At 62.1% G+C, this 24,507-nt stretch carries 19 protein-coding genes; 13 read left to right on the top strand and 6 right to left on the bottom strand.

Annotation, left to right across the window (positions count from 1 at the left end):
* The first annotated feature begins 52 nt into the window (after nt 1-52).
* The 3 genes from AC3WQY_RS09420 (at nt 53) to AC3WQY_RS09430 (ending at nt 3,426) form a co-directional block, all read left to right on the top strand.
* On the top strand, nt 53-1,246 hold the full coding sequence (locus AC3WQY_RS09420; RefSeq protein ID WP_492707730.1) for a glycosyltransferase family 4 protein: 1,194 nt from the start codon (nt 53-55) through the stop codon (nt 1,244-1,246).
* A 135-nt stretch (nt 1,247-1,381) separates the two neighbouring features.
* Nucleotides 1,382-2,188 (top strand): glycosyltransferase family 2 protein, encoded by an 807-nt coding sequence (locus AC3WQY_RS09425; protein ID WP_492707732.1) that lies wholly within the window; start codon nt 1,382-1,384, stop codon nt 2,186-2,188.
* 17 nt (nt 2,189-2,205) lie between these two features.
* A complete protein-coding gene (locus AC3WQY_RS09430) occupies nt 2,206-3,426 on the top strand; it encodes a TIGR04063 family PEP-CTERM/XrtA system glycosyltransferase (protein WP_492707734.1) in 1,221 nt (406 codons plus the stop codon).
* Nucleotides 3,427-3,447: 21 nt separating this feature from the next.
* Here the strand turns inward: AC3WQY_RS09430 and AC3WQY_RS09435 are convergent, their stop codons facing one another.
* Together AC3WQY_RS09435 and AC3WQY_RS09440 are read right to left on the bottom strand one after the other, a co-directional pair.
* The gene (locus AC3WQY_RS09435; protein ID WP_492707735.1) at nt 3,448-4,701 is read right to left on the bottom strand and encodes a pyridoxal-dependent decarboxylase, exosortase A system-associated; all 1,254 of its coding nucleotides are present in this window, start codon (nt 4,699-4,701) and stop codon (nt 3,448-3,450) included.
* An 11-nt stretch (nt 4,702-4,712) separates the two neighbouring features.
* Nucleotides 4,713-6,317 (bottom strand): acyl-CoA ligase (AMP-forming), exosortase A system-associated, encoded by a 1,605-nt coding sequence (locus AC3WQY_RS09440; RefSeq protein ID WP_492707737.1) that lies wholly within the window; start codon nt 6,315-6,317, stop codon nt 4,713-4,715.
* A gap of 294 nt (nt 6,318-6,611) precedes the next feature.
* Between AC3WQY_RS09440 and AC3WQY_RS09445 the strand changes: the two genes are divergently transcribed.
* The 6 genes from AC3WQY_RS09445 to AC3WQY_RS09470 all read left to right on the top strand — a co-directional run bounded on the left by AC3WQY_RS09445 (nt 6,612) and on the right by AC3WQY_RS09470 (nt 13,072).
* Nucleotides 6,612-6,857, top strand: coding sequence for an acyl carrier protein (locus AC3WQY_RS09445; RefSeq protein ID WP_492707739.1), 246 nt, complete (start codon nt 6,612-6,614; stop codon nt 6,855-6,857).
* A 31-nt stretch (nt 6,858-6,888) separates the two neighbouring features.
* Complete coding sequence (locus AC3WQY_RS09450; protein WP_492707741.1) at nt 6,889-7,716, top strand: hydrolase 2, exosortase A system-associated; 828 nt, start codon at nt 6,889-6,891, stop codon at nt 7,714-7,716.
* Nucleotides 7,713-8,588 carry a hydrolase 1, exosortase A system-associated gene (locus AC3WQY_RS09455; RefSeq protein ID WP_492707743.1) on the top strand — a complete coding sequence of 292 codons (876 nt, stop codon included), beginning with the start codon at nt 7,713-7,715 and terminating at the stop codon, nt 8,586-8,588. The genes AC3WQY_RS09450 and AC3WQY_RS09455 overlap by 4 nt, the downstream gene beginning before the upstream one ends.
* Complete coding sequence (locus tag AC3WQY_RS09460; RefSeq protein WP_492707745.1) at nt 8,585-10,024, top strand: lipopolysaccharide biosynthesis protein; 1,440 nt, start codon at nt 8,585-8,587, stop codon at nt 10,022-10,024. Before AC3WQY_RS09455 ends, AC3WQY_RS09460 begins: the two co-directional genes overlap by 4 nt.
* Before the next feature lie 38 nt (nt 10,025-10,062).
* Nucleotides 10,063-11,790 carry an asparagine synthase-related protein gene (locus AC3WQY_RS09465; RefSeq protein WP_492707747.1) on the top strand — a complete coding sequence of 576 codons (1,728 nt, stop codon included), beginning with the start codon at nt 10,063-10,065 and terminating at the stop codon, nt 11,788-11,790.
* Nucleotides 11,791-11,866: 76 nt separating this feature from the next.
* A complete protein-coding gene (locus AC3WQY_RS09470) occupies nt 11,867-13,072 on the top strand; it encodes a GNAT family N-acetyltransferase (protein ID WP_492707749.1) in 1,206 nt (401 codons plus the stop codon).
* A gap of 84 nt (nt 13,073-13,156) precedes the next feature.
* On the opposite strand, the gene AC3WQY_RS09475 is transcribed toward AC3WQY_RS09470, so the two are convergent.
* Complete coding sequence (locus AC3WQY_RS09475; RefSeq protein ID WP_492707751.1) at nt 13,157-14,341, bottom strand: DegT/DnrJ/EryC1/StrS family aminotransferase; 1,185 nt, start codon at nt 14,339-14,341, stop codon at nt 13,157-13,159.
* Between the two features lie 725 nt (nt 14,342-15,066).
* On the opposite strand from AC3WQY_RS09475, the gene AC3WQY_RS09480 reads away from it, so the two are divergent.
* The 4 genes from AC3WQY_RS09480 (at nt 15,067) to AC3WQY_RS09495 (ending at nt 20,263) form a co-directional block, all read left to right on the top strand.
* Entirely contained in the window at nt 15,067-16,350 is a 1,284-nt protein-coding gene (locus AC3WQY_RS09480) for a glycosyltransferase (RefSeq protein WP_492707753.1), read from the top strand.
* A 46-nt stretch (nt 16,351-16,396) separates the two neighbouring features.
* Nucleotides 16,397-17,539, top strand: a complete 1,143-nt coding sequence (locus AC3WQY_RS09485) for a GNAT family N-acetyltransferase (RefSeq protein WP_492707755.1) — start codon at nt 16,397-16,399, stop codon at nt 17,537-17,539.
* Nucleotides 17,540-17,618: 79 nt separating this feature from the next.
* Entirely contained in the window at nt 17,619-18,386 is a 768-nt protein-coding gene (locus AC3WQY_RS09490) for a hypothetical protein (protein ID WP_492707757.1), read from the top strand.
* A gap of 170 nt (nt 18,387-18,556) precedes the next feature.
* The gene (locus AC3WQY_RS09495; protein ID WP_492707759.1) at nt 18,557-20,263 is read left to right on the top strand and encodes an asparagine synthetase B family protein; all 1,707 of its coding nucleotides are present in this window, start codon (nt 18,557-18,559) and stop codon (nt 20,261-20,263) included.
* A 19-nt stretch (nt 20,264-20,282) separates the two neighbouring features.
* Here the strand turns inward: AC3WQY_RS09495 and AC3WQY_RS09500 are convergent, their stop codons facing one another.
* Genes AC3WQY_RS09500 through AC3WQY_RS09510 form a run of 3 tightly spaced genes read right to left on the bottom strand, consistent with a single transcriptional unit; the run spans nt 20,283 to nt 24,506 of the window.
* Nucleotides 20,283-21,242 carry a polysaccharide deacetylase family protein gene (locus AC3WQY_RS09500; protein WP_492707761.1) on the bottom strand — a complete coding sequence of 320 codons (960 nt, stop codon included), beginning with the start codon at nt 21,240-21,242 and terminating at the stop codon, nt 20,283-20,285.
* A gap of 5 nt (nt 21,243-21,247) precedes the next feature.
* Nucleotides 21,248-22,540, bottom strand: coding sequence for a putative O-glycosylation ligase, exosortase A system-associated (locus tag AC3WQY_RS09505; RefSeq protein WP_492707763.1), 1,293 nt, complete (start codon nt 22,538-22,540; stop codon nt 21,248-21,250).
* Nucleotides 22,533-24,506, bottom strand: coding sequence for an XrtA/PEP-CTERM system amidotransferase (locus AC3WQY_RS09510; protein WP_492707765.1), 1,974 nt, complete (start codon nt 24,504-24,506; stop codon nt 22,533-22,535). The genes AC3WQY_RS09505 and AC3WQY_RS09510 overlap by 8 nt, the downstream gene beginning before the upstream one ends.
* Nucleotide 24,507 lies beyond the last annotated feature (1 nt).

Here is a 24,507-nt window from a genome sequence, read left to right on the forward strand (position 1 = left end):
GATGCCGCTGCCACAATGCAAGCCATGGCTTCCCCAACCTGCATTTGAACGCATGAGCGCGAAGATCAAGACCATATTGTTCTCGACCTTGTACCCGAGCAGCGTTCGACCTGGCCACGGGATTTTCATTGAGACCCGATTGCGCGAGCTACTCAAGAGCGGGCAAGTAGAAACCCGTGTGGTTGCCCCGGTGCCTTGGTTCCCCTTCAAGCATCCACGCTTCGGCAGCTACGCCAAGATGGCGGCCACGCCACACTTCGAGGAGCGTCACGGCATTCGGGTACACCACCCACGCTACTTCTTGCCACCCAAGGTCGGGCAGAACATCGCACCTTATGTGCTTGCCGCGGGAGCCCTCCCCACGCTGCGCCAACTGATCCGCGAGGGCTTTGATTTCGACCTCATTGACGCCCATTTCTTCTACCCCGACGGCGTCGCCGCCGCTATTTTGTCGCACAAGCTAGGCAAGCCCTTCGTCTGTTCGGCACGCGGCTCGGACATCACGCTTTACAAGGGCTTCGATCGTGCGCGACTGCTGATCCAACGCACGCTCCGGCAAAGCAAAGCCAATATCGGCGTGAGCGCGGACCTGGTGCAGCAAATGATCGAACTGGGGGCACCGCCAGAGAGCACCCACGTCATGCGTAACGGCGTCGACCTGCAGCGCTTCACGATGCTGGACCGACAGGAGGCCCGCCAAGCCTTGGGCATCACTCATCCAGGACTGCTGCTTGTATCGGTGGGCAACTTGGTGGAGTTGAAGGGGCACGACTTGGCGATCCGCATGCTCGAGGCATTCCCTGATGCGCGCTTGGCGATCGTGGGCTCCGGGCCGGAGCGAGCGCGCCTGGAAGCGCTCACGGCGTCGCTCGGCCTGGGCGAGCGCGTCATGTTTGCGGGCCAGCAGGCGCATGAAAGGCTCAAGCTCTGGTTCAGCGCCGCCAACGCGCTGGTGCTGGCCTCAAGCCGGGAAGGCTGGGCCAATGTGCTGCTGGAAGCCATGGCCTGTGGCACACCGGTGGTGGCCACGCGCGTCAACGGCACACCCGAGGTCGTCGCCAATGACGTGGCCGGGCGGCTCGCTGAGGTCAGAGATGTACCCCACTTGGTGGCGGCGCTGCGCTCGCTGCTGGATAGCTACCCGGAACGCGCGGCTGTACGCCGCTATGCTGAGGGCTTCTCGTGGGACGAGACCACCGAGGCCCAATGCCGGCTGTTTTCCACCATCTCCGGCAAAAGTTTGTAGCGAGCCGCGCGAGCAGCCCCGTCACCTCGGCTAAGCTGCCGGGCGCGTGCCGCACGCTCAATTTACGGTGCGCAAGCAGCTGCTTTCACAGCCCTTGGCCCACCAACAGCCAGCCCAATAGCGAAAGAACAAGCGATGGACGTCTCTGCCGTTGTGCTCTCATTCAACTCGAAGCGCTATATCGAGACCTGCGTGCGCAGCTTGGTGCAAAGCTATGACGCCTGCGCGCTGGCAGGCGAGATCTTGGTGGTAGAGAACGGCTCCATCGACGGCAGCGTCGACGTCCTGCGCGGACTGCAAGCCGAGTTCGGTGCGCGCCTGAAGGTCTTCTATCTGCCTCAAAACACAGGCACCACGCGCTCGCGCAACCTGGCCTTGCGCGAGGCTCAGGGAGCTGCCATCCTGATCCTGGACTCGGACGCCTATATGAATCCGCAGGCGCTGGCGGCGATGCTGGCGTACCAGCGCGCCCATCCGCGGGCCGGCATGGTGGCGCCCAAGCTGATCTATCCCTCGGGCAAGTTCCAGCTCAGCGTGGATACCTTTCCCACCATTGCCCGCAAGGCACAACGCTTCTTTGCGCTGCGTAGCCTGGAGGCACGCGAGCCCCCCAGCGCGGCGGGCCCGGTGGACTACGCTATCTCGGCCTGCTGGCTGCTCAGCAGTGCGGCGGTGCGGGCCACCGGCCTGTTGGACGAGCGCATCTTCTATTCACCCGAGGACGTGGACTATTGCATCCGCCTCTGGCGCGCCGGCTTCCAGGTGCATTACTTCCCCGAGGTCTCGGTCGTGCACGATGCACAGGAAATCTCCCGCCCCAAGGGCCTGGGGATCAACAAGTTCACCATCCGGCATGCCAAGGGCCTGGCGTATTTGTTCGCCAAACATCGCTACTGCTTGTCCCTCGGCGGCCTGTACCGTCGCCTGGGCCGCTTTTCTTGATTCGGGCCGCGCGCAATATGAAGGTTCTCCACGTCTTTGACCACTCGCTGCCCTTGCAAGACGGCTATTCGTCCAGGAGCTGGGCCATCCTCCAGGAGCAGCAGGCGCGCGGCTGGACGGTCTACCCGGTCACGGGGCCGCGCCAAAAGTCCGAGAACAACGGCCAGGAGATCGTGTCCGGCCTGACCTTCTATCGCACCGCGGACCGAACCTCGTTCTGGGGAGTCCTGCCGGTCCTGAAACAGTTCTGGGCCGTGTGGCTGATGTACCGGCGCCTTGCCGAGCTGATTCCGCAGTTGCAGCCCGACATCCTGCACGCCCATTCACCGGCACTGAACGGCCTGGCCGCGCACTGGGCAGCCAAGCGCTTCGGTCTGCCCTTGGTGTACGAGGTGCGTGCCTTCTGGGAAGACGCGGCGGTGGATCAAGGCACCAGCAGCGAGCACGGCCTTCGCTACAAGCTCACGCGCGGCCTCGAGAATTTCGTCTTCAGGCGCGCCGGCCGCGTCACCGCGATTTGCGAAGGGCTGAAGAAGGACATCGACGCCCGCGGCGTCTGCACCGCACCGGTCACGGTCATTCCCAACGCGGTGGAATATGAGCGCTTTGCCAAGGAGCTTCCGCGCGACGAGGCGCTGGCAGAGAAATTCGGACTCACGGCCGGCTACACGCTGGGATTCATTGGCTCCTTCTACGACTACGAGGGCCTGGACGACTTGATCAACGCCATGCCTGCCCTGGTGGCCAGGAAGCCGGCGATCAAGCTGCTGCTGGTGGGCGGCGGCATGCAGGACGAGGCCTTGCGTACCCAGGTGCAGCGCTTGCAGTTGGGCCAGCATGTCATCTTCACCGGCAAGGTGCCGTATGCGGAAGTGGAACGCTATTACTCGGTGATCGATGCGCTGATCTACCCGCGCAAGTCCCTGCGCTTGACCGAGCTCGTCACACCGCTGAAACCCCTCGAGGCCATGGCTCAGCGCAAGGTCTTTGTCGCCTCGGACGTGGGCGGGCACCACGAGCTGATACAGGACCGCGTCACTGGCGTGCTCTACCAGGCTGGCAACGAAGCTTCCCTGGTCGCTGCCGTCGACGAGCTTTTGAGCGCACCCGAGCTGCAGTCCAAGCTGCGTGCAAACGGCCTGGACTTCGTCAAGAACGAGCGCAACTGGCGACGCAGCGTAGAACGCTATGTGGAGCTCTACGGCGCCCTGCTCAAGCCACTCGGCGCCGGGCGCTGAGCCCTGCACCGTATCCAGGCATCAAACCAGCACCTCGACCACGCCGGGGTGCCCTAGAAAGCCCTGCGGGCTGGCACTCGGCCCATAGGCGCCCGACTGGAAGACGACGGCCAAATCACCGGGCTGACCGGTGGTCAATTCCATCTTGTCCGCCAACAGATCCAGCGGCGTGCACAGCGGGCCCACGACCGAGGCACTCTCCAGCGAAGTCTCGCCACGCCGTTGGCTGATCATGGCCGGGTAGTTCTTGCGTATCACCTGGCCAAAATTCCCCGAGGCCGACAGGTGGTGATGCAAGCCGCCATCGGTGACCAGAAAGACCTGACCCCGAGAAACCTTGCGGTCGATGATGCGGGCGACATACACCCCAGCCTCGCCCACCAGATACCGGCCGAGCTCGATCACCAGATGCGCCTGCGGCAGCTCGCGCGCCGCCCGCTCCACCAGACCCTGAAGATTGGCGCCAATGGGCGCAAGCTCCAGGGGCTGCTCACCGGGGAAGTAGGGGATGCCGAAGCCGCCACCTAGATTCAGGAAGCGCACCGGCGCTGGCGCACTTTCGGCCAGGCGGAGCGCGAGTTCATAGGATTTCTGCTGCGCGTCGCAGATCGATTCGGCCTTCAAGTTCTGCGAGCCGGCGAACAGGTGAAAGCCTTCGAAGGCCAAGCCCAAACGTCCGACCTCGGTCAACACGGGCGGCAGCGACTCGGCATCGATGCCAAATTGCTTGGGGCCGCCGCTCATCTTCATGCCCGAACCCTTGAGCTCAAAATCCGGGTTGACGCGCAGGGCCACGCGCGCCGGAAGACCCAGGGCCTGCGACGCTGCGGCCAGCACGGGCAACTCTCGGGCAGACTCCACATTCACCAGCACGCCTGCGGCCACCGCCTGGCGCAATTCGATATCGCGTTTGCCCGGTCCGGCGAAGCTGATTTCGCGAGGGTCAGCACCGGCATCCAGCGCCACCTTGAGCTCGCCGGCCGAAGCCACATCGATGCCATCCACCAGGCCGGCCATCAGGCCCACCAGTGCGGGCATGGGATTGGCCTTCATGGCGTAGTGCAGCTTCACGCTGGCTGGCAGCGCCGTGCGCAACTGCGTCACACGTGCGCGCAGCAGGCCCCGGTCGTAGGCATAAAACGGCGTCTGGCCGACACGCTCAGCCAGCACCGAGAGTCTGTGGCCGCCGACCGTCAATTCGCCGCCCTGTACCGGGAACTGCGCCATCGGGGCATGTACGGGGGGACGGCGCAGCGTCGTGCTTTGATCTGTCATGTTGCTTGGGCTCAGGTGTTGCGTTCCACCCAGGCGGTGGAAAGCAGCTTGCGATCGATCTTGCCGTTCGGGTTGCGGGGCAAGGGCCCCGCCTGTTGCTCGATGCCTGCCGGCACCATATACGCGGGCATCCGTTTGCGACACTCGCTCGAAAGTGCCGCCATGTCGATCTGCTCGGTGCCTGCCAAAGGCGTCGCGATGACCTGGATGGCTTGGCCCATTTGCGGGTGATCCACGCCAAAAGCCACGCATTCGCCCACCAGGCGGGTGGCATAAAGCACCTCCTCCACCTCGGTCGGGCTGACACGGTAGCCCGAGGTCTTCATCATCTCGTCGCGGCGGCCAATGAAGTACAGATAACCCTCGGCATCGCGCCGCACGGTGTCGCCAGAGAACACCGCGTATTCCGGGAGTTGCAGGCCCGCGGCACGGCCGGCAACGCCGGCCGGCAGCAGCTTGTAGCGCTCCGCCGTCTTCTCAGCATCGTTCCAGTAACCCAGGCCCACCAGCGCTCCGCGATGTACCAACTCGCCCGGCTCGTCTGCATCGCAAGGTGAACCGTCCTCGCGCAACACCAGGATCTCGGCATTCGGGATCGCCTTTCCGATCGAGTCGGGCCGGCGGTCAACCTCGGAGGGCGGCAAATAGGTCGAGCGGAAAGCCTCGGTCAAGCCATACATCAGGAAGGGCAAGCTGTGCGGCGCGCGCTGCCTCAACAAATCCAGGGTCTCACGCGGCATGCGGCCACCGGTATTGGCGAAATAGCGCAAGTGCTCTGCCACGGCCGACGGCCATTCCAGCTGCGTCAGCTGGATGTAGAGCGGCGGCACGGCGGTAAGCCCGGTGATCTTCTCGCGCTCCATCGCCTTCAGGACATCACGAGGCAGGAGGTAGTTGAGCAGCACCACGCGCGCGCCCACATGGAAAGCCGTGGTGAGCTGGCTGAATCCCGCATCGAAGGACAAGGGCAAGGCCGCCAGCAGGCTATCGGTCGGCCGGTTGTCAAGATAGCTGGCCACACTCTTGGCTCCGGCCACCATATTGCGGTGAGACAGCACCACGCCCTTGGGCTTGCCCGTGCTGCCCGAGGTGTAGAGGATCGCCGCCATATCGGTATCGATGACGCGGTGGCTAGGCCGAGCGGGACTGGCCAGCAACTCCTGCCAGCTCAGACTCGGCACGACGCTGGCCGCTTCGGATTCCGGTGCCGCTTCGGTCAACACCACTTGGCGCAGGCTCGCGCACTGCGCCAACGCCTCCGCGAGCAGACCCATGCGTTCCGGTGAGGTCACCAGCACACGCACGTCGCAATCACGGATGATGAATGCCACCTGCTCAGGCTTGAGCAGTGGATTCAAAGGCACGAATACCGCGCCCGCGGCGGGAGCGCCGAAACTCGCGATCACGCACTCGAAGCGCTTTTCGAGATAGATGGCCACGCGCTCGCCGCGAGCCAGGCCCAGGGCCATCAAACCGGCGGCAAAGGCCTCAACCGCACCATTCAAATCCGCATAATTCAAATGCGCGCCCCCATAAGACAGGGCCGGGGCGTGCGGGCTGCGCTGAGCCGAAACGGTGATCAATTCGTGGAGCAGCGTAGATTCGAGTATGCGCATGGTGATGGCCACAAGGCGGCATGGGCCGCGGGCAGTTCAGTGCAAAAAGTATCGCACGCCACCGCACCGGGCCAAGACCATGGCGCGCATGCCGCGTGCACAGCCGCCGGCGCGCCAGGGCGCCCCTCCGCGACGAGGCATCGGTGTGATGCAGACGCCATTCGCTGCACCACATGATTCATCTTGAACAACGCGTGCCCGCGCCTGCCCAGCCCCGCAAAAGCGGGGGGATGAGGGGCATTTCGCTCACCTACAATCCGCCCTTCTCTGAAACCGGCTTGAGGATTCGACGCAATGAGTATCAACAACGACGTCCTGCGAATTCTGGACGAAGTACTCAGCCTGAATGGCCGGGCCAGCTCCTTCACGCGTGAAACTCATTTGCTCGGTGCCATCCCCGAATTGGATTCCATGGCCGTGGTTTCCCTGCTCACCGCGCTCGAAGAACAGCTGGGGTTTTCCGTGAGTGACGACGAGATCGATGGCGACATCTTCGCGACCGTGGGCTCACTGAGCGATTTCGTCGACGCCAGGCTTTGAGGCCAGCGCGCATCTGCGAAGCAGCAGCCCCGTGACTTGCCCCGCCCCTCGCGAGACGTTTTTCCTGCCTGCGTCCCAAGGGCAGCGCCTGTGCGTGCACTACCCCGCCGTCGGCACTCCGCGCGGCCGGATGATCTATGTCCATCCCTTCGCCGAAGAGATGAACAAGGCACGCCGCATGGCCGCCCTGCAGGCCAGTGCATTTGCAAGGGCAGGCTACAACGTGCTGCAGATAGACCTGCTCGGCTGTGGCGACAGCAGCGGCGACTTTGGCGACGCGAGTTGGGACGCATGGATTGATGACGTCTTGCTGGCCGAGCGCTGGAGCAAGCAGCACGCCAGCGGCCCGCTGTGGCTGTGGGGTTTGCGCGCGGGTTGTTTGCTGGCCTGCCAGGCGGCTGAGCGCCTGCAGGGCGAACACCATCTCCTCTTTTGGCAGGCCCCTGCATCGGGCAAGATCCTGCTGCAGCAGTTCCTGCGGCTCAAGCTTGCCGGCGAGATGCTTGACGGCGCATCCAAGGGCGGCATGGAGGCATTGCGCCAACAACTGAGCGCTGGACAAGCGCTTGAGATCGCTGGTTATGCCCTGGCGCCAGCGCTGGCCCAAGGCCTTGAGGCCGCGCAGCTGAATCCTCCCAGCACCCTGGGCCGGCTCGAGTGGATAGAACTCTCGACGCGACCCGACGCCACCCTCACGCCTGTGGCAAGCAAGACGCTGGCGCAATGGCAAGGCGCCGGCCATCGTGTTCGCAGCCATGTGGTGAACGGCCCTGGCTTCTGGCAGACCACGGAGATCGAGGACGCACCGGCATTGCTGCAGGCCAGCCTGGCCGCCGTGCAATCGGAGGCCTTGGCGTGAGCGGCCATCATGAGTCGGTGCTGGCTTTTCGCTGCGGCGATGAACACTTGGCGGGCATTCTCAGTACCCCAAGCGTGGCGTCGGATATCGCGGTGCTTGTGGTGGTCGGTGGCCCGCAATACCGCGCCGGCAGTCACCGTCAGTTTGTGCAACTGTGCCGCCGCATCGCCGACGCGGGCCACACTGCGCTGCGCTTTGACTACCGCGGGATGGGTGACAGTGGCGGTCCATTGCGCAACTTCGAGCATGTCAGCGACGACATCGGTGCGGCTGTTGATGCGCTGCTAGGCGCTGCACCTGGACTGCGCCGCGTCGTGCTCTGGGGGCTGTGTGATGGTGCTTCCGCCGCCCTGCTCTACCAACAAGAGCGGCGCGACCCGCGCGTTGCCGGCCTTTGCCTGATCAACCCCTGGGTTCGTTCGGACGCGAGCTTGGCGCGCACGCACCTCAAGCACTACTACCTGGATCGACTGCGGCAGCGCGAGTTCTGGCTCAAGCTGCTGAGCGGCAAGGTGGCCGGTCAAGCCCTCAAAGGGCTGTTTGCCAGCCTACGTGCAGCGCGCAGCGACAAGCAAAGTCAGGCCGGCTCAGTCAGCAGCTATCAACAGCGCATGGCGGCGGCCCTGCGGGGCTTTGACGGCCCGGTGCAGATCCTGCTCAGCGAGCACGACTACACCGCCAAGGAATTCGCGGATTGCGCCAACAGCGATCCCGACTGGATCACCGCCATGCGCCACGCCCGCCCGCTGATACGGGAGATGGCTGGCGCCGATCACACCTGCTCGCAACGGTCCGCGCAAGAGATGCTGGAACGATGGAGTGTGGAGTGGCTGAACGGCGCAATGATGCACAAGCCGCAACAGCAGGCATGAGCAGCGATTCGGGTTTCGCCTCGGGTCTGCGCTGGGTGGCTGCGGGGCGCCTGTCGGCACAATTGATTTCATGGCTCGGCACGATTTACGTGATGCGAACCTTGGTGCCGCAGGACTACGGCCTGGCAGCAATCTGTTCCAGCATCATTGCGATCGTCATGATCGTTGCCGAATTTGGGATGGGCGCCAGCGTCATCCAAGCCAAGAAGCTGGAGGACGCACAGATCCGCAGCATCTTTGGCGCCTCACTGCTGTTCTCGTTTTCCTGCGCGGCCATGCTGGTGTTGGCGGCGCCGCTGCTGACGTGGTTCTTCCGCGCGCCGGAGGCCATCAACCTGATTCGTGCCTCGGCCCTGCATCTGGTGCTCTCACCCTTGAGCACCATTCCCGAGGCCATCTTGCGTCGCGACCTGCGCTTTCGCGGCGTCTCCGTCATCGAATTTGTCACCGGCATTTCGGCAAGCCTGGCAACCGTGGCAATGGCTTGGTATGGCGCCGGCGTCTGGTCTATCGTGACCGGGCCGCTGGTTGGTGCCCTGGCTCGTGTGATCATGATCAATCTGCTGGCGCCACAGCGCCTTGCCCCCAGCCTGAACCTGCGGCCTGCCGCCGGCATGCTCGACTTCGGTTTCAAGGTCGCGATCTCAAGATTGGCCAGCACCGTTTTTGGCCAAAGCGATGTCCTGATCGCGGGACGTTTTCTCTCCAAAGCTGCGCTAGGTGAGTACTCGGTCGGGATGACGTTGGCGATGTTGCCCGTCAGCAAGGCGATGGGCATTCTGAATCAGGTTACCTACCCCACCATCGCCAAGATGCACCGCGAAGGCCAAAGCCTGCAGCCCGTGTTGCTTGAAGGCTTGCGGCTCTTCGCTTACGTACTCGTACCGCTGCTATGGGGAATGGCGGCGGTGGCGCCCTGGTTGATTTCCAGCCTGATCGGCCCGCATTGGGAGCAGGCGGTGCTGCCGATGCAGATCGTCTGCCTGGCGCTGCCGCTGCGCATGATCAGCGTGCTGCTCTCCAGCGTTTTGCAGGGCATGGGGCAGGCGGGCATGGAGGTGCGCAACACCATGACGGGCGTGGTGCTCTTGCCCCTGTGTTTCCTGGCCGGAGCCCCCTTCGGCGCCACCGGCTTGGCCCTGGCCTGGCTCGTCGGCCTTCCCTTGCTCATCGTCGTCAACCTGCACCGCGCGCGCGACGTGATGAAGCTGACGATTCGCGACGCATTGCTCGCGCTGTCCAAGCCAGTCGCTCTGAGCGGCGTCATGGCAGCCAGTACACTCGCGCTCGGTCACGGGCTCGGCCCGCAGCTCTCTGACTGGCTCAGGCTCAGCATGCTGGTGCCATGCGCCATAGCGCTCTATCTGATGCTGCTGTGGACGCTGGACAGACCTTGCGCGATCAAGCTCATTTCTTTGCTCAAGATTGGCCGTTGAGCGGCCAACTCGAGATGACGATTTAAAGGAAGGTACACATGGCGATCTTTCTTGGCGCGATATCCCTGCGCGGTGCGCCACTTGCAGAGCCGCTGGTGCGAAGCCTGCAGAGTGCCATGGCCCGCGCGGGCGATGTGCAAGTACATCAAGACGGCAGCTGCGCCATTGCCTATGTGGACCTCGGCATTTGGCCCGGGGCATCGAGCCGCTCAACAGCGACCGAGTTCGCCGTCGTTGCCGCAGACCCCGTCCTTTGCGAAGGTTCACACGCACTGCGCCGCGGCGAAGCCATTGATCGCTTGATGCAACGGGTACCCACGGAGGGCAGTGCAGCCCTGCGAGATGCCGAAGGCACCTTCGCGGGCTTGATCTGGAGTCGCCCAACGGGCGACCTATATGCGTTCACGGACAAGATGGGCGTACGCCCCTTGTACTGGGCGCAGACCGATGAGCATCTGTTCATAGCGTCGGCATTCTGGGCGTTGCAGGCACTGCCTGCGTTAGCACAGACACCCGACTGGCGCGGCGCCGCCGAGACCGCTGCTTTCGGCTTTCCTTTGGGCAACCGCACCCTGGTTGAGCAAATCTCGGCACTTGCCCCAGGGCATTGCCTGCATATCAGCCGCGCTGGCGTCAGCGATGTCCCCTATTGGAGCTGGGAACAGTTATCCGCGAACAAGCTGCAGGGCGAGCAACTGATAGAGCACATTGAAGCGGCCTTTCATGACGCCATGGACAGGCGCATGCAGGGGCAATCGCAGGTCATGGCCTTTCTTTCCGGCGGTATGGACTCGCGCCTGATCGCGGCTCGCTTGCGTGAGCAAGGCTTGGCTGTGCACAGCCTCAACTTCGCGCCGCCCGGTTCGCAAGACCTGGTGTTTGGGCGGCTGGCGGCGGAGCGCCTTGGCTGCAAGCACTTTGAGTACGCTCAGGGGGCATCGGATTTCGGCGAGCGTCAGACCGAAGCGTTGCAGGCCTGGCGACAAGCCAATCCAGCGCCTGAGGCACAGCCAGATCAACCCGGGCTGATCTGGTCAGGCGATGGCGGCAGTGTGGGTTTGGGTCATGTCTATCTGACCAAGGCAGCCGTTCAACAGGCGCGTACGTCGGGCCTTGAGGCTGCCGCGCGCCTCATGCAGGCCGAAAACAAAAACGTCCTTTCGCCGCGCGTTCTGCGCGCGCGCTGGCGCCACCTTGCGGACACCCCGCTCAAGGGCATTGTGGAAGACTTGCAGTCCCGTGCCGCGCAGGTTGAGGCTGGCCGCAATTGCCATCTCTTCTTTATGCTGAACGATCAGCGCCGCCACCTGGTCAAGTATTTTGAAACGCTGCACATCCGACGAGTGGATTTGGTGCTGCCGTTCTTTGATGCGCGCTTCATCGCCGCCGTGCTGAGCAGTCCGGTGGATGACTTTCTCGAACACCGGCTCTACAACGCGCTGATGTCCCGCCTCCCCATGGGGGCAGGAGAGGTCCCCTGGCAGGCCTATCCGGGCCACCAACCCTGCCCTATTCCCGTCGATGGCACGTTGCGCCGACAGTGGCAGGACGGCTGGTACGACAAGCAGGAGGCAGACGCTATCCACCGGGCCTTCTTCAAGCAGTTTCTACGGCAGGTGATGACCAGCAGTCAGGCCGCCGCCGTGATCTCGCGCACGACTGCCGTGCTCGTCGCCGTGGCGGGCTTGCTTGGCTTCAAAGGCCGGCAGTACCTGGCCAAGAACTGCCTTCCGTTTCTGGCTGCAGCTGAACTCACCATTCGATGAGCACGGCTCGCACCAGCCCGAGTTTGCGTCAGCGCTCATCAGCGCGCCAAGTAGCCGAACGCGATGGGCGCATGCCATGGCGCTGCACCTCACCACCGCCTCTCGCCATGAAGCTGTCGAATCCACCAAGTTGCACCAGATTGGGCCCCGCATGAGTCTGAGGATACGTGTTCTCCGCACGCTGAACGAGTGCCGCGGCATCCGCGCTGATTGGGAACGCCTGGTCGAATTGGAGGGCTCCGGCGTGTCGGGATTCGACGTGTCCGCGACATTCGATTGGACTGCGGCGCTCTGGGAAGGCTTTCTGAACGAAGAGCCGCAGTACGTCCTGGTGGCGGAAGACGAAAGCGGTGTGCGCGGACTGCTGCCTTGCACCATTTCTTGGCAGACCGTCGCAGGCATCCGGCATCGCCAACTCTCGCTCATCAGCGGCAGCGTTTACGAATTGCGAACAGGCTTCCTGGTTGGCGGCGACGCCGAAGTACTCGACCAGCTCCTGGCATTTGCGCGCAAGGAACTGCCCGCGTGGGACAGCTTCACTTTCGCTGTTATCGAAGGCAGCCGCTCGGATCAAGCGCAGCAAGGCGCCTTGCTACGTCAGCGCACCAAGCCGCAGCTCGTGCGCGCCTGGGACTCGGCATACATCGAGGTCCACCAGGATCCTTCGCAGGTGCTGATGGATCTGAAGTCCAATATGCGCACCAAGTTGAAACGTCGCGACAAGGAACTGCAGGCTCTGGGCACGTTTGAAATGCGGGTGTATGAGACGCCCGATCAGGTCAAGGAATTCCTGGAACTCATGATGGTCGTCGAGTCACGATCATGGAAGAGTGATGCCGGCACAGCCATGACGGCAAACGCCAAGCAACAGAAGTTCTACGACGTCGTCACCTCGAGGTTTGCCGAGAAACAGTGGTTTCTCGGCGCCGCGCTGTTGCTGGATGGAGCCCCGCTGGCGTTCCAATACGGCTTCCTGCTGAATGGTGTCTATGTCGGAGAAAAGACCAGCTACGACAAGGACTACAAGGACTACGGCGTCGGCAGCGCACTGACGGCCCGACTGTTGGCAGAATTTGCCCGCCGCGGTATCCACACCTTCGATCTGGCGGGAACTGCCGACTCCAACAAGGCGCAGTGGACCAAGAAGACCTATTCACGCCGCCGCTATCTGGTTTTCAATCAGACCCTGCGCGGTCAACTGCTGCGTTGCAGCCTTGCGCTACGGGCATTCTGGGCCTCTCGGCAAGCGCGCAAGACTCAACCGACAACAGACCTCGCCTAGCGGCCCATCTGCTCGTTCGCCACCATCGAGGTGGCGTTCGGCAGCACCGGCCGTCGACCACGCAACATTATCGTTAGGCACGCATCACGTGGTGCCGCCCGCCACGACCCGCGAGACGGCCTCGATCATCCAGCCTAGCTCTGCGTCGTCGAGTTCCTGGTGGCAAGGCAGCTGAAACATGTGCAATCTGTAGTCGCTGGCTACCGAGCACTCTGATACCGCCATGCTGTCCCAGCGCCAGACTGGCACACCAATCCGTTTGAGTGGCATGAAGTGCGCTTCTGGGCGCTCCATGTAGAGTGGAAACATGTATGGGACACAGTCGTCCGGCAAGTCCGCGTGCAATGGCCGACAGTGCTGCCACGCAGAGGCTGCCCTCAACCACTGCAGATACCGTTGGCGACGACGCTGCTTGATTCGGTCCACCTCTGCGTGCCGGACAATCCAGCGCGAGACCATGGACATACCCGACCGCTCTTGCTGCGGCAGATAGTCCCCTGACGGCGAGCAAGTCGACTCGTCGAGATCAATGCCGCTGTCCAGCGCACCCGTTGGATGCAAGGCGAGCTGATCCTCTAGCGTTGCAAAGCCCGCCTTGTTTTCTGCTTTACGCGAGCGCCTCAACAAGCGGGCCAGGCCCTTTACTTCCGCCCATGCCGACTGCTGTACAAGGCCGCCTGCGGGCACGGCTGCATCCCGATTCACCTGCAAGTACCCACCGTCTTCGCAGGGATAGAACTTGTACGGGCTCCAAACGCTATAGCGCCCCAGTGCACCTAGAACACCACCATCGCCAAGTGTCGGCAGCAAGTGGGAGCAGTCCTCAACCAGGTGAACACCGTGCCGATGACAGCACTCCGCCAGTGCGCGAAAGTCCTGAGTAAAACCGAAGAAATGCGTTGCCAGCACGGCAGACACACGGCCGGACGCTGCAGCCAAAAGACGCTCAACGACCGCCACGTTGACCGTCAGGTCCGCTTCCAGCGGATACAAGTGACACTCGGCACCCAACCTGAGCGCGGGGTCGAGCATGGTCCGGCAATGGTAGGCAGGCGCCAGCAATGCACCGTCTTTACCAACACCGCATAAGCGATACGCGTCAGTCAGCGCATACCGGCTACGCATGTAGGCATGTGCACTTCTTTTTTCTGCAGCGGCGACAGGCGCCAAGCGGCGCCATTGCAAGGACCCGCTGCTGAGGGTGGGGAGGGCCGAAACTTTGGGCGCCGCCAATTTGCACGTGCCGGGGTCAAATCGCTTGAAATGCATCTCGAATAAATAGGCTGGCACAGGCAGCGACTAGACGACGCGCCAGCGCCGCAGCCCCTGCAGAAAACCCGGAGTTCTGGCGCGGAAACTGCGTCGCGATAGGCGATAGCTGACCGCGTTGTCACAGATCGGCAACAAGAAACGCACCCCAAACAGGTGCCGCGACCGTGGAGCATTGCGCCACAGGACGGTGCGAGCGATCCTATCCGATTGCGTGGGGCTGGAACTCCCCCCAGGCAAGCGTCTGGTTGCAGGCGCCCTTGTCTGATCGGCGCTGTGCGCCATGCTGCCGTGCAGCGGCCCGCAACGCGCTTTTCAAGCCTGTTCGCGAGTATCATGCCGCGCCCTCCCCCGCTTTTCCCCCTGCCCGATTTGCATGAAGAGTTACGGCTTAGCGCATCCAGGAATTTGCTGCATGAACTGCACCGCTCATGCCGGACGCCCGTCAATGCTTGCGCGTGGAGTCCCTGGTTGAAGCGCCACGTAGCGACCGATTGCGACCAGCGGCGAAACCGGGGCGCTCAGCCGCTCGATGGCATCGGGCTGCCTGAGCCCCACAGATTGGTTTGGCCGCACAGGACGACTGCCTTCGGCCGCCTGGAACTCACCGGACACGACAACAATCTGCCTTGCGGACTCCTTAGCGAGGGACGACGCCCGCGGACAGCGGTGCTGGATTTTGCTCGCGCAGCAGAGTCAGACTGGTCGCCCGTCAACACCCCATCATGAGCAAACGCGCACTACTGATCGCCTTTCACTTCCCGCCGATCAAGGTCAGCAGTGGCCTTGAACGTACCTTGGCATTGACGCGCCACCTTCCCCGCCATGGCTGGGAACCGCTGGTGCTTTCAGCGTCAGAAAAGGCATACCCGGCCGTCAGCACCGAGCGCATGGCGCAGATTCCTGAGGGAACGGTGGTGCAGCGTTGCTTTGCAAGGGATGCAAGTCGGCTCTTCTCGGTCGCTGGACGATATCCCAGTTGGGTGACTCTTCCAGACAAATGGCAGAGCTGGCTGTTGGGCGCCATTCCAACCGGCTTGGCCATGATTCGTCGATACAAGCCCGACGTGATCTGGAGCACCTACCCCATTGCCTCGGCACACTTGATTGGGCACGCCTTGCATCGGCTCAGCGGTATCCCTTGGGTAGCGGATTTCCGAGACCCTATGGTCGAGTTCGATGATCGTACGAACAGTTGGGCCCCCACGTGGCCGGCGTTGCGCCGCAGCAGGCTCGCCATTGAAGGCATGGCCGCAAGGCACGCTGCAGCCCTGAGTTTTTGCACCGACGGTGCCGCTGAGATTTACCGGCAGCGCTTTCCGGACGCGGTTCAAACCCACTGGTCGGTGATACCCAATGGGTTCGACGAGTCTGCGTTTGCCTCAGCCAGCAAACGCACGCCCGCAAGGCGTCACGCGGATGACATCCTGCTGCTGCACAGCGGCACGATCTATCCCACGCCTGACCGTGACCCAAGCTACTTCTTTCGGGCACTCCGCCGCGTCATTGATCAGCGCCCTTCGGGGGCGAAGCAACTGCGCGTGATCATGCGGGCATCCTCGGTCGACAGTCTCTACGGCCCACTGCTGAAGGAACTTGGGCTGAGCGATCACATCAGCTTTGAGCCTCCCATCCCCTACGAAGAAGCATTGGCCGAAATGATGCAGGCTGACGGTGTGCTAGTCTTCCAGGGCTACACATCCAACCCGGCGATTCCAGCCAAGCTCTACGAGTACTTCCGTGCGGGCCGCCCTATCCTGGCGATGGCAGACGATGAAGGCGACACGGCCAAGCTGATTCGCTCGCTGGGCGCCGGGCAGATTGCGCCACTGGACGACGTCGAGCGAATTGCTGCCGAACTTGCCAGCTATGTGCAGAACATAGAACACCAAGCTTGTGGCGCCCTGTCCTACGATCAAATCGCGGGCTTTGAACGCGCCAAGTCCGCGGAGAGATTCGCAAACTTGTTCGATGTGCTTGCCGCCTCGCGCTCGGCCCGTCCCAATTGAACGCCGCCTAGGAAGCGTTGACCACTCAACCCGACGTTTATCCATCATGCAAAGCACCAGCGCCGCCAGGCTCGGCCAGCCCACGAGTCCTGCCAGCGACGTCATCGAGTTCCACCCTCATCCCAGGGAACTGCCAGCGGATGTATTGGCCATGCTGTCTGCGCATGAGGCCAGTGACATGGAGTTTGGCGCAGACTGGTTCGCAAACCTGATAGACACGGTCTTCCCCCAGGAGCCTGGCGCATGCTTTTGCGTGGTTAGGAATCAGACCCGGCCGGTCCTGGTGCTGCCATTGCTTGTCACGACGCAAGGTCGCTCGCGTCACGCTCATGCTTTGGGAAACTACTACACCACCTTGTATGAACCGGCCTTTGGCCCTGGACTCGATGCTCGCCGACTCGCGCGCGTGTTCCGGGCGATAGTCAAGCAGTTCCCGGGCTTGGCAAGCTTCCGGTTTGCACCGCTGAATCCTGAAAGCCACGCGTTCGCATTGACGCTTGACGCACTGCGACTTGCCGGCCTTCCTCCCTTTACGTTCTTCTGTTTCGGCAACTGGTTCCTGGCCCCGACGCAGCCATGGGCCGAATACCTGATGACTCGCTCGGGCACCCTCAGGAGCACGATACGGCGCATGGAGAAGCGTTTCTCCGGCGACGGGGGGACGCTGGAGATGCTCACCGAGGGTGAGGCGCTGGATCGGGCTATCGCCGACTACGAGACGGTGTATGCCGCCAGTTGGAAAAAGCCGGAGCCGTTTCCAGAATTCGTGCCGGGGCTGATACGTTTATGTGCCAGTAAAGGCTGGCTCAGACTGGGCGTGGCACGACTGAATGGCGCCCCCATTGCTGCGCAGATTTGGATCGTCTCGCATGGCCGCGCAAAAATCTACAAAGTTGCATACCGCGAAGAGTTCAAGAACTACTCGATCGGCACGCTCGTCTCAGCCCTGCTGATGCAGCACGTGCTAGACGTTGACAAAGTTACGGAAGTTGATTTCCTGAGTGGTGACGACCCCTATAAACAGACATGGATGAATCAGCGCAGAGAACGATGGGGCATCATTGCGTACAACACGAAATCCCTGGACGGTTTTGTGGCTTGCTCACGTGAGCGCATCTGGCGTACGGTCAAACCGTGGTATCAAATTGCGGCACAATTTCTGAAGAAGATCAAACCTGCCTCGCGTTGATCTGCCGGGCCTGTCCAAGGGCCCGCTCATGGTATTGCGCTCTCAAGCATGACGGGCGCCTCACAACTCGCTGTTATCCATGAAAACACTGCCTCTCCTCCGGTCAAGTCTGCATCGTGAAATTAACGCTGTTCTTTTCTGTGCAGCGCTGCTGGGCGCACTCCTTCCAGTCACTGCGCATGCCGGGCTGTATGAAATAAGCCGCGCTGAATTGGCCGCGCTGCCCAACTACTGCTTGGATTCCGAGGTAGGCGACAGTTACCAGCAGCACGGCCCGCGCTGGAACTATTGGGTGGGGCGCATGGGCCCGCAATTCAACGCAATCCATCACTACTGTTATGGAATGGTCCTGTTGCAACGCGCGCTCTCGCTACCGGCAAGCGACAAGACGCGTGTCAGGATATCGAAGCAGGCAATCCATGAGTTCGACTATTTGCTCCGTAGCCCCATCCGGAACTTTCCGCTATTGCCCGAAATGCTGACCCGGCGCGGAGACGCTGCCGTTGTGACGGAAAATTGGGGCCTAGCCTATGAGTCCTACGCCGAAGCATGGACGGTGAAGCCTGACTATTGGCCGCCCTACCTCGCCTGGGGCAATGCCCTGGCCAAGGTGGGCAACAAGAAGGACGCATTGAGCACGGTTCGCGACGGCCTCGCCCAGGTCCCGAACGCCGAGCCGCTACGCCGTCTCTATGTGCAGTTAGGCGGCTCCCTCAAGGACATTCCCGAAGCCAAACCAATCCCGCCCGAGGCGGCCGCTTCCGCGGCATCTGCACCGGACGCGGCGGCATCGACGCCCGACCCTGCCGCCAGTTCGTCGGGGTCGACGCCGACGCCGCTGCAGTGAGCAGTTCCAGCGCTGGCAGCACAGCCAACAGGTTCGGTCGGTCCGCTTTGATCTGCAGGCAAAGCGCTGATTTGGCCTTGCCACTGGCGGTCCACGGCGACGATCCGTCGTGATCGGCAAGATGAACTCGCAGCGAGCTGCTCACACCATCAACAAGTCAATCTGCCAACATGCCCGTCGAATCCATGCAAGCCAACGCCGAATATCCAACGCCGATACGCGGGCGGCCGCGCTGGGCCGCGAATGCTGCCCAGCATGGCCTCAACGCTCCATTGCCGGCTCAGGCAGCGGCGCTTCTGGACCCGGCGCTGACGCCGGCACAACGCCGCTCAAGCTTGCGTGCGATCGGCGGCAGCTTCGCGCTGGCACTGCATGACGGGCAGGGCCGCTGCCTGCTAGCAGTTGACCGTTTTGCGATCGAGACTCTTTGCTACCGGGTGGACGGCACGCAGCTGCGCAGCGCGGACAGGGCAGATGCGCTGGGCGACGTTGGCGTGTTGGACCTGCAGGCCGTGTTCGACTACTTGTACTTCCATTGCATTCCATCGCCACGAACCATCTTCCAGTCGGTGTACCGCCTGCCACCGGGTCACTATGTCTGGTTTGACCGGGGCCAACTGACCGTCGAACCCTATTGGGTTGCCGAATTCCAGCCCAACGACAATCTGCAGTTCGACAGTGCACGAAGCGAGTTTCTTACACATCTGGAAACGGCGGTTTCGCGCCAGCTGGATCCGGAGATCCCCACAGCCTGCTTCTTGAGCGGCGGCACGGACAGCTCCACGGTGGCGGGCATGGTTGGACGCGTCACCGGTCGTCCCGCCACCACCTACTCCATTGGCTTCGATGCCGATGGATACGACGAGATGGCGTTCGCCCGCATCGCGGCAAAGCAGTTCGGCACGGATCACCATGAGTACTACGTCACCCCTGACGATCTGGTGGCCGGTATTCCTTTGGTGGCGGCCCACTACGACCAGCCGTTTGGAAACTCCTCAGCGCTACCGGCCTACTACTGTGCATTGAAAGCCCGCAAAGACGGCTACCACCGCATGCTCGCGGGCGATGGCGGTGATGAGCTCTTCGGCGGCAATTCACGCTATGCCAAGCAGCGCGTGTTTTCCTGGTGGAATCACGTCCCCGCGGGTCTGCGTCAATCTTTGCTGGATCCCTTGTTCCTCAGCAAGTTTGCTGCCAACACGCCGGGGCTGAGAAAAGCACACAGCTACGTTGAACAGGCGACCGACCCTATGCCGCAGCGCTTGCAGGCATACAACCTGCTGCTTCGCCTTGGTGCAGACCAGGTGCTGACGCCGGCTGCACTCGCGCACATGGATCCGCAAGCGGCTCCGCGCCATCAACAGAAGGTATGGTCATCAGTAAGGGGTGCCAGCGAGCTCAACACCACGCTGGCGTTTGACTGGCGCTACACGCTGGGCGAAAGCGATCTACCCAAGGTTCGCGAAGTGACCCGTCTTGCTGGCGTCTCGGTGGGATTCCCCCTGCTTGACGATGATTTGCTCGACTTCTCCCTGCGCCTGCCGGATGACTTCAAGCTCAAAGGGCTTAAGCTGCGCTGGTTCTTCAAGGAGGCCTTGCGGGGTTTCCTCCCGGACGAAATCCTGACCAAGAAAAAACAAGGCTTTGGCCTTCCCTTTGGCGTCTGGACGCTCAAGCACGCGGGATTGCAACAGCTCTCGCACGACTCAGTCCGTTCACTCGTCGAGCGTGGCATCGTCAACCCGGCTTTCGCCGATGCACTGCTTGGCCGCCTGCTGCAAGAAACGCCTGGCTACTACGGCGAAATGATCTGGATCCTGATGATGCTGGAACAGTGGATGCGAGCGAAGACGCCGAACTTCAAACTGAGCGCTTGACCCAAGAGCGCGGCGGTGCTCAGCCGCGCCACATGTTCTGCAGCAGCTTCAGGCCAAACCGCGACCGTGTCTGGCCCCAGGGTGTAAAACGAGGCAGTTGAAACGGGTCACTGCCGCGGCTGGCGATGGCCTGCGTGGTCGACACCGCGGCATCAAATCCGCACCCACGCGCCAGCTCGACGCTGGCTGGCGAATAGTCAGTGCCCGGCTTGCCATTAGGATAGGCAAACAGCCCAACACGCTCACCAAGCAAGCTTTCCAAGCTGGCCTTGCTTTGCGCCATCTCTTGCCTGGCCTCGCCGTCGCTCAGGCGCGCCAGGATGGGATGATTGACCGTGTGCGCGCCTATGCCCATACCGCCTGCGTGCAACGCGCGCAGCTGCGTCGAGCTGAGCATCAGGGTGTCAGACAGGCCAGCGGCTCCGCTCTCGCGCGCCACTGCCTCGACCAGCGCCAGGCGATCGCTCGGCGCCAAATATTTGCTGCGATTGATAAGCGCATCGACCGCCATGCGCCGCTCGGCCCAACTGCCCAGCGGCAGCTCGGGCAAGTCGGCATAGCAAGGCGCCAACTCACGCAAATTCAAGCGTTCCCGCGGGGAATGGCGCACTGCCTCGATCAGGGTGTCATTCCACATGCGGCCGCCATCGAGAAAGCCGGTAGCGATGAAGAAAGTCGCCGACATGCCAGCACGCTGCAGCAACGGCATGGCCACGGTGTAGTTGTCCGCGTAGCCGTCGTCAAAGGTGATCGCCGCCGCACGGGACGGCAGGCTGCCATCGGCCAAACGACGCACGGCAGCGTCGAGCGGAAGCACTTCGAACCAAGCCTTCAACCAGTCAAGCATGGTGGCGAACCGCCGTGCATCCACCTCACCGGGAAACAAGGGGTCGACCTCGGGCAATACCCGATGAAAGATGAAGATATTCAACTTGGCCGAAGCACCGGCCGGCGATAAGGCCGAAAAAGCCAGCGTCAAGGGAGTCATGTCGGCGTGCGGGCTAAGTCCATCTGAGGCTGGCGCGGTCCTGCATCGGCGTCAGTCAGCCATAGCTTGTTGTCCATCCAACGACAGCCCATGACGACCAGGGCCATGATGTTGTAGGGCAGGTCGTAATAGGAGAGGCTGAGGAACGCGCCACCAACGGCATAACCAATCAGACTGACCTGGCACATGGCGCCCAGGGAGGAAAGCCACAATGTTTCGGGCCGCAAACGGGCTTGGGTGCGAAGGCGCCCTGCCGACATGAAGGTCAACACGAACAAAAGCAAGAATAGGAAAAGGCCGATGAATCCATGCTCGCCAAGTACCATGAAATAGATGCTGTGCGCAGCGTGCATCCGATCAGGCTCAGGCGCGTACATCAGGAATATCTGCGGCCACGTGACCGAGAAACCGCCCCCGAAGAAGTTGTGGGTCGCCAGATTCCAGGCCATCGCCCAGGCATTCAAGCGCCCCAGCGCTGAGTCATCCTGCTGGTATGTCTTGATGGTGTCCATGCGAGACCACCAGGTTTCGGGCATGAACGACAAGGCGGCCACCGCCAGCACGGGAAGAAGCAGCAAGCCAAGCATTCGCTTGTCACTGCGCCACCACATCACCACCAACATGGCACTGACGGCCAGGAAAGCGCCTCTGGACTGTGTGCCGAGCACCGAAATACCGCAGAGCAACATCGCACCGGTCAGTGCATGACGCTTCCACTTCGCAGTTACGGTCGTCTGCAGGAAGCGCAGCAAAGGGATCGCCATGACAAGGGCTAAGCCAACTTCATTGTTGCCGGTGATATAGCCGCCCTCGGGTCCATTCACCCGATAGTTGCCACCCGTAGCCAGGGTAAACAAGCCGCCTTTGACACCGTAGAAAGCCAGCGAGCCTGCCACCACCCAAGCAAACGCCAGCAGATGTCGGCGCGAATAAAGCACGGCCAGCGTCACGAGCAACATGACATCAATCTTCATGACGCGCTTCCAGAGTTCGAAGCTGTCGTCGAAGACGATTGAAAACGGCAGGGTGATGCACATCCACGTCATGAACAGCATGAACACCACTGTCTCGCGCGTGACGACAAACTCCTTCCGGTCTCGCGAAGCGAGCAGACCGACAAGAGCGCTCAGCACAAACACCATGGCGACTGGCGCGTCGTTCAGGCGGTAACTCAGGCCGTGCGGGTTCATCATGCTCACCCAAGTCCAGCCCAGCACCGCCACCCAAGGCGCGCGCATACCCTTGAGCACCAGCAGCAGGATGATGATCACAAGGGCAATGTCACGCATTCACGGGCGCTCCCATGGCTGCGCTTGAATCACGACGGCGATCGGCTCCGACTTCCAGCACCTTGTGATCGGTGGCGGGTAGAACCTGCCTAAGGAATGCCTCGAACATCATCAGCGTCCAAAGTGGCGCGCTGTAGTCTCTGGCACCTGACAGGTGGGCATCGATCAAATGCTCCAGATAGCCGCGGTTGAACCATCCGGTGCCCTCAAGGCAAGGCCCCAGCACAGCCTGCCGCATGCGGTCTCTGAGCGGGCCGCGGAACCAGCGCGCGAGGGGCACGGCAAAGCCCATCTTTGGACGGTACAGCACATCGTTAGGCAGCTGAGGCTCCATGGCCTTCTTGAGCAGGTACTTGCCTTCCTGCCCCCGAATCTTCAACGACGACGGCAATGTCGCCATCCACTCCACCAACTCATGGTCCATCAGCGGCTCGCGCACCTCCAATGAATGCGCCATGCTGGCGCGATCCACCTTGGTATTGATGTCACCGACAAGATAGGTCTTGGTGTCAAGGTATTGGATCAGCGCCAGCGGATCGTCAGACTCGACGCGCGCCGCGTGACGTTCGAAGACCTCCAGCGCCGAGTAGCCTGCGAGCTCACGCTTGAAGCTGTCGCTGAACAACTGTTCACGCATCGGACCACGCATGATGGACATCGTGTGAAAGTAAGCTTCCACCGAATTGCGCGCGATGCCCTCAAACGTCGTTTTGGCGCGGAACACGCGCGGCGCCCAGTCGGCCTTGGGGTAAATGCGGCCAAGCAATCCGAACAGTGGTCGGCGCAGGAACTCCGGCGTGGAGGAACGCATGCGCTCTTCCAGCAGGTGCAAGCGGTAACGTCGATACCCACCAAAGGTCTCATCACCACCGTCGCCCGACAGCGCCACGGTGACGTGCTTGCGTGCCAACTGGCAGACGCGGTAGGTCGGGATGGCCGAGCTATCGGCATAGGGCTCGTCGTATAGACGCGCCAGGGTGTCGATCAGATCGAAATCGTCGCTCTTCACCATTTCAACCGAATGGGCGGTGCGATATCGGTCCGCCACCATCTGCGCGAACTCGGACTCGTTGTAGGCCGGATCGTCAAACGCGATCGAACAGGTGTTCACGGGCGTGTCCGACAGTCCTGCCATGGTCGCCACGACGGCGCTGGAATCCACGCCGCCCGAAAGGAAAGCACCCAGCGGCACTTCTGAAATCATGCGCAGCTTGACAGACTCCTTCAGCCGCGCCTCCAACTCGCTGCAGGCATCCTCGACACCGATGGGATTGCTGTGGCTGAAACGCAGGTCCCAGTATTCACGCGGCTGCCCCAGCGCGGCGCCGCGTCGTATGCACAGGCTGTGCCCCGGCGAGAGTTTCTTGGCCTGCTTGAAGATGGTGCGGGGTTCGGCCACATAGCCGAGAGAAAAGTACTCTTCCACCGCCATTGGATCCATCTCGCGCCGCAGCCCGCCATGGGCCAATACGGACTTCAATTCAGAACCAAACAGCAGCTGGCCGTCGTCCAGCACGGCATAGAACATGGGTTTGACACCCAATCGATCCCGCGCCATGAAAAAGGTCTGCTGATTGCGATCCCACAGCGCGAATGCAAACATGCCGCGGAATCGCTTTACACAGTCCTCACCCCAAGACTCCCAGGCATGCACGATGACCTCGGTATCGCTCTTGGTGTGAAAGACATGCCCCAGCGCCTGCAACTCGGGGATCAACGAACCGTAGTTGTAGATCTCACCATTAAAAACCACCACCACGCTGCCGTCTTCGTTGAATAGCGGTTGCTGGCCCGTGGCAACGTCGATGATCGACAGCCGCCTATGCCCCATGCCGAGACCCGGCTCTATGTGCACACTGCCTTCGTCGGGGCCGCGATGATGCTGCGACTCGTTCATGCGCTGCAAGGCAGCGGCATCAATATTGCGCTGCTCACGCGTGTCAAAGATTCCGGTGATTCCACACATG

The organism is Roseateles sp. FW301-B2 (assembly GCF_058788955.1).

Coding starts and splice junctions, on each gene's coding strand:
- AC3WQY_RS09420 (WP_492707730.1), top strand. CDS start 53: ATGAGCGCGAAGATCAAGACCATATTGTTCTCGACCTTGTACCCGAGC.
- AC3WQY_RS09425 (WP_492707732.1), top strand. CDS start 1,382: ATGGACGTCTCTGCCGTTGTGCTCTCATTCAACTCGAAGCGCTATATC.
- AC3WQY_RS09430 (WP_492707734.1), top strand. CDS start 2,206: ATGAAGGTTCTCCACGTCTTTGACCACTCGCTGCCCTTGCAAGACGGC.
- AC3WQY_RS09435 (WP_492707735.1), bottom strand. CDS start 4,701: ATGACAGATCAAAGCACGACGCTGCGCCGTCCCCCCGTACATGCCCCG.
- AC3WQY_RS09440 (WP_492707737.1), bottom strand. CDS start 6,317: ATGCGCATACTCGAATCTACGCTGCTCCACGAATTGATCACCGTTTCG.
- AC3WQY_RS09445 (WP_492707739.1), top strand. CDS start 6,612: ATGAGTATCAACAACGACGTCCTGCGAATTCTGGACGAAGTACTCAGC.
- AC3WQY_RS09460 (WP_492707745.1), top strand. CDS start 8,585: ATGAGCAGCGATTCGGGTTTCGCCTCGGGTCTGCGCTGGGTGGCTGCG.
- AC3WQY_RS09465 (WP_492707747.1), top strand. CDS start 10,063: ATGGCGATCTTTCTTGGCGCGATATCCCTGCGCGGTGCGCCACTTGCA.
- AC3WQY_RS09470 (WP_492707749.1), top strand. CDS start 11,867: ATGGCGCTGCACCTCACCACCGCCTCTCGCCATGAAGCTGTCGAATCC.
- AC3WQY_RS09475 (WP_492707751.1), bottom strand. CDS start 14,341: ATGCATTTCAAGCGATTTGACCCCGGCACGTGCAAATTGGCGGCGCCC.
- AC3WQY_RS09480 (WP_492707753.1), top strand. CDS start 15,067: ATGAGCAAACGCGCACTACTGATCGCCTTTCACTTCCCGCCGATCAAG.
- AC3WQY_RS09485 (WP_492707755.1), top strand. CDS start 16,397: ATGCAAAGCACCAGCGCCGCCAGGCTCGGCCAGCCCACGAGTCCTGCC.
- AC3WQY_RS09490 (WP_492707757.1), top strand. CDS start 17,619: ATGAAAACACTGCCTCTCCTCCGGTCAAGTCTGCATCGTGAAATTAAC.
- AC3WQY_RS09495 (WP_492707759.1), top strand. CDS start 18,557: ATGCCCGTCGAATCCATGCAAGCCAACGCCGAATATCCAACGCCGATA.
- AC3WQY_RS09505 (WP_492707763.1), bottom strand. CDS start 22,540: ATGCGTGACATTGCCCTTGTGATCATCATCCTGCTGCTGGTGCTCAAG.
- AC3WQY_RS09510 (WP_492707765.1), bottom strand. CDS start 24,506: ATGTGTGGAATCACCGGAATCTTTGACACGCGTGAGCAGCGCAATATT.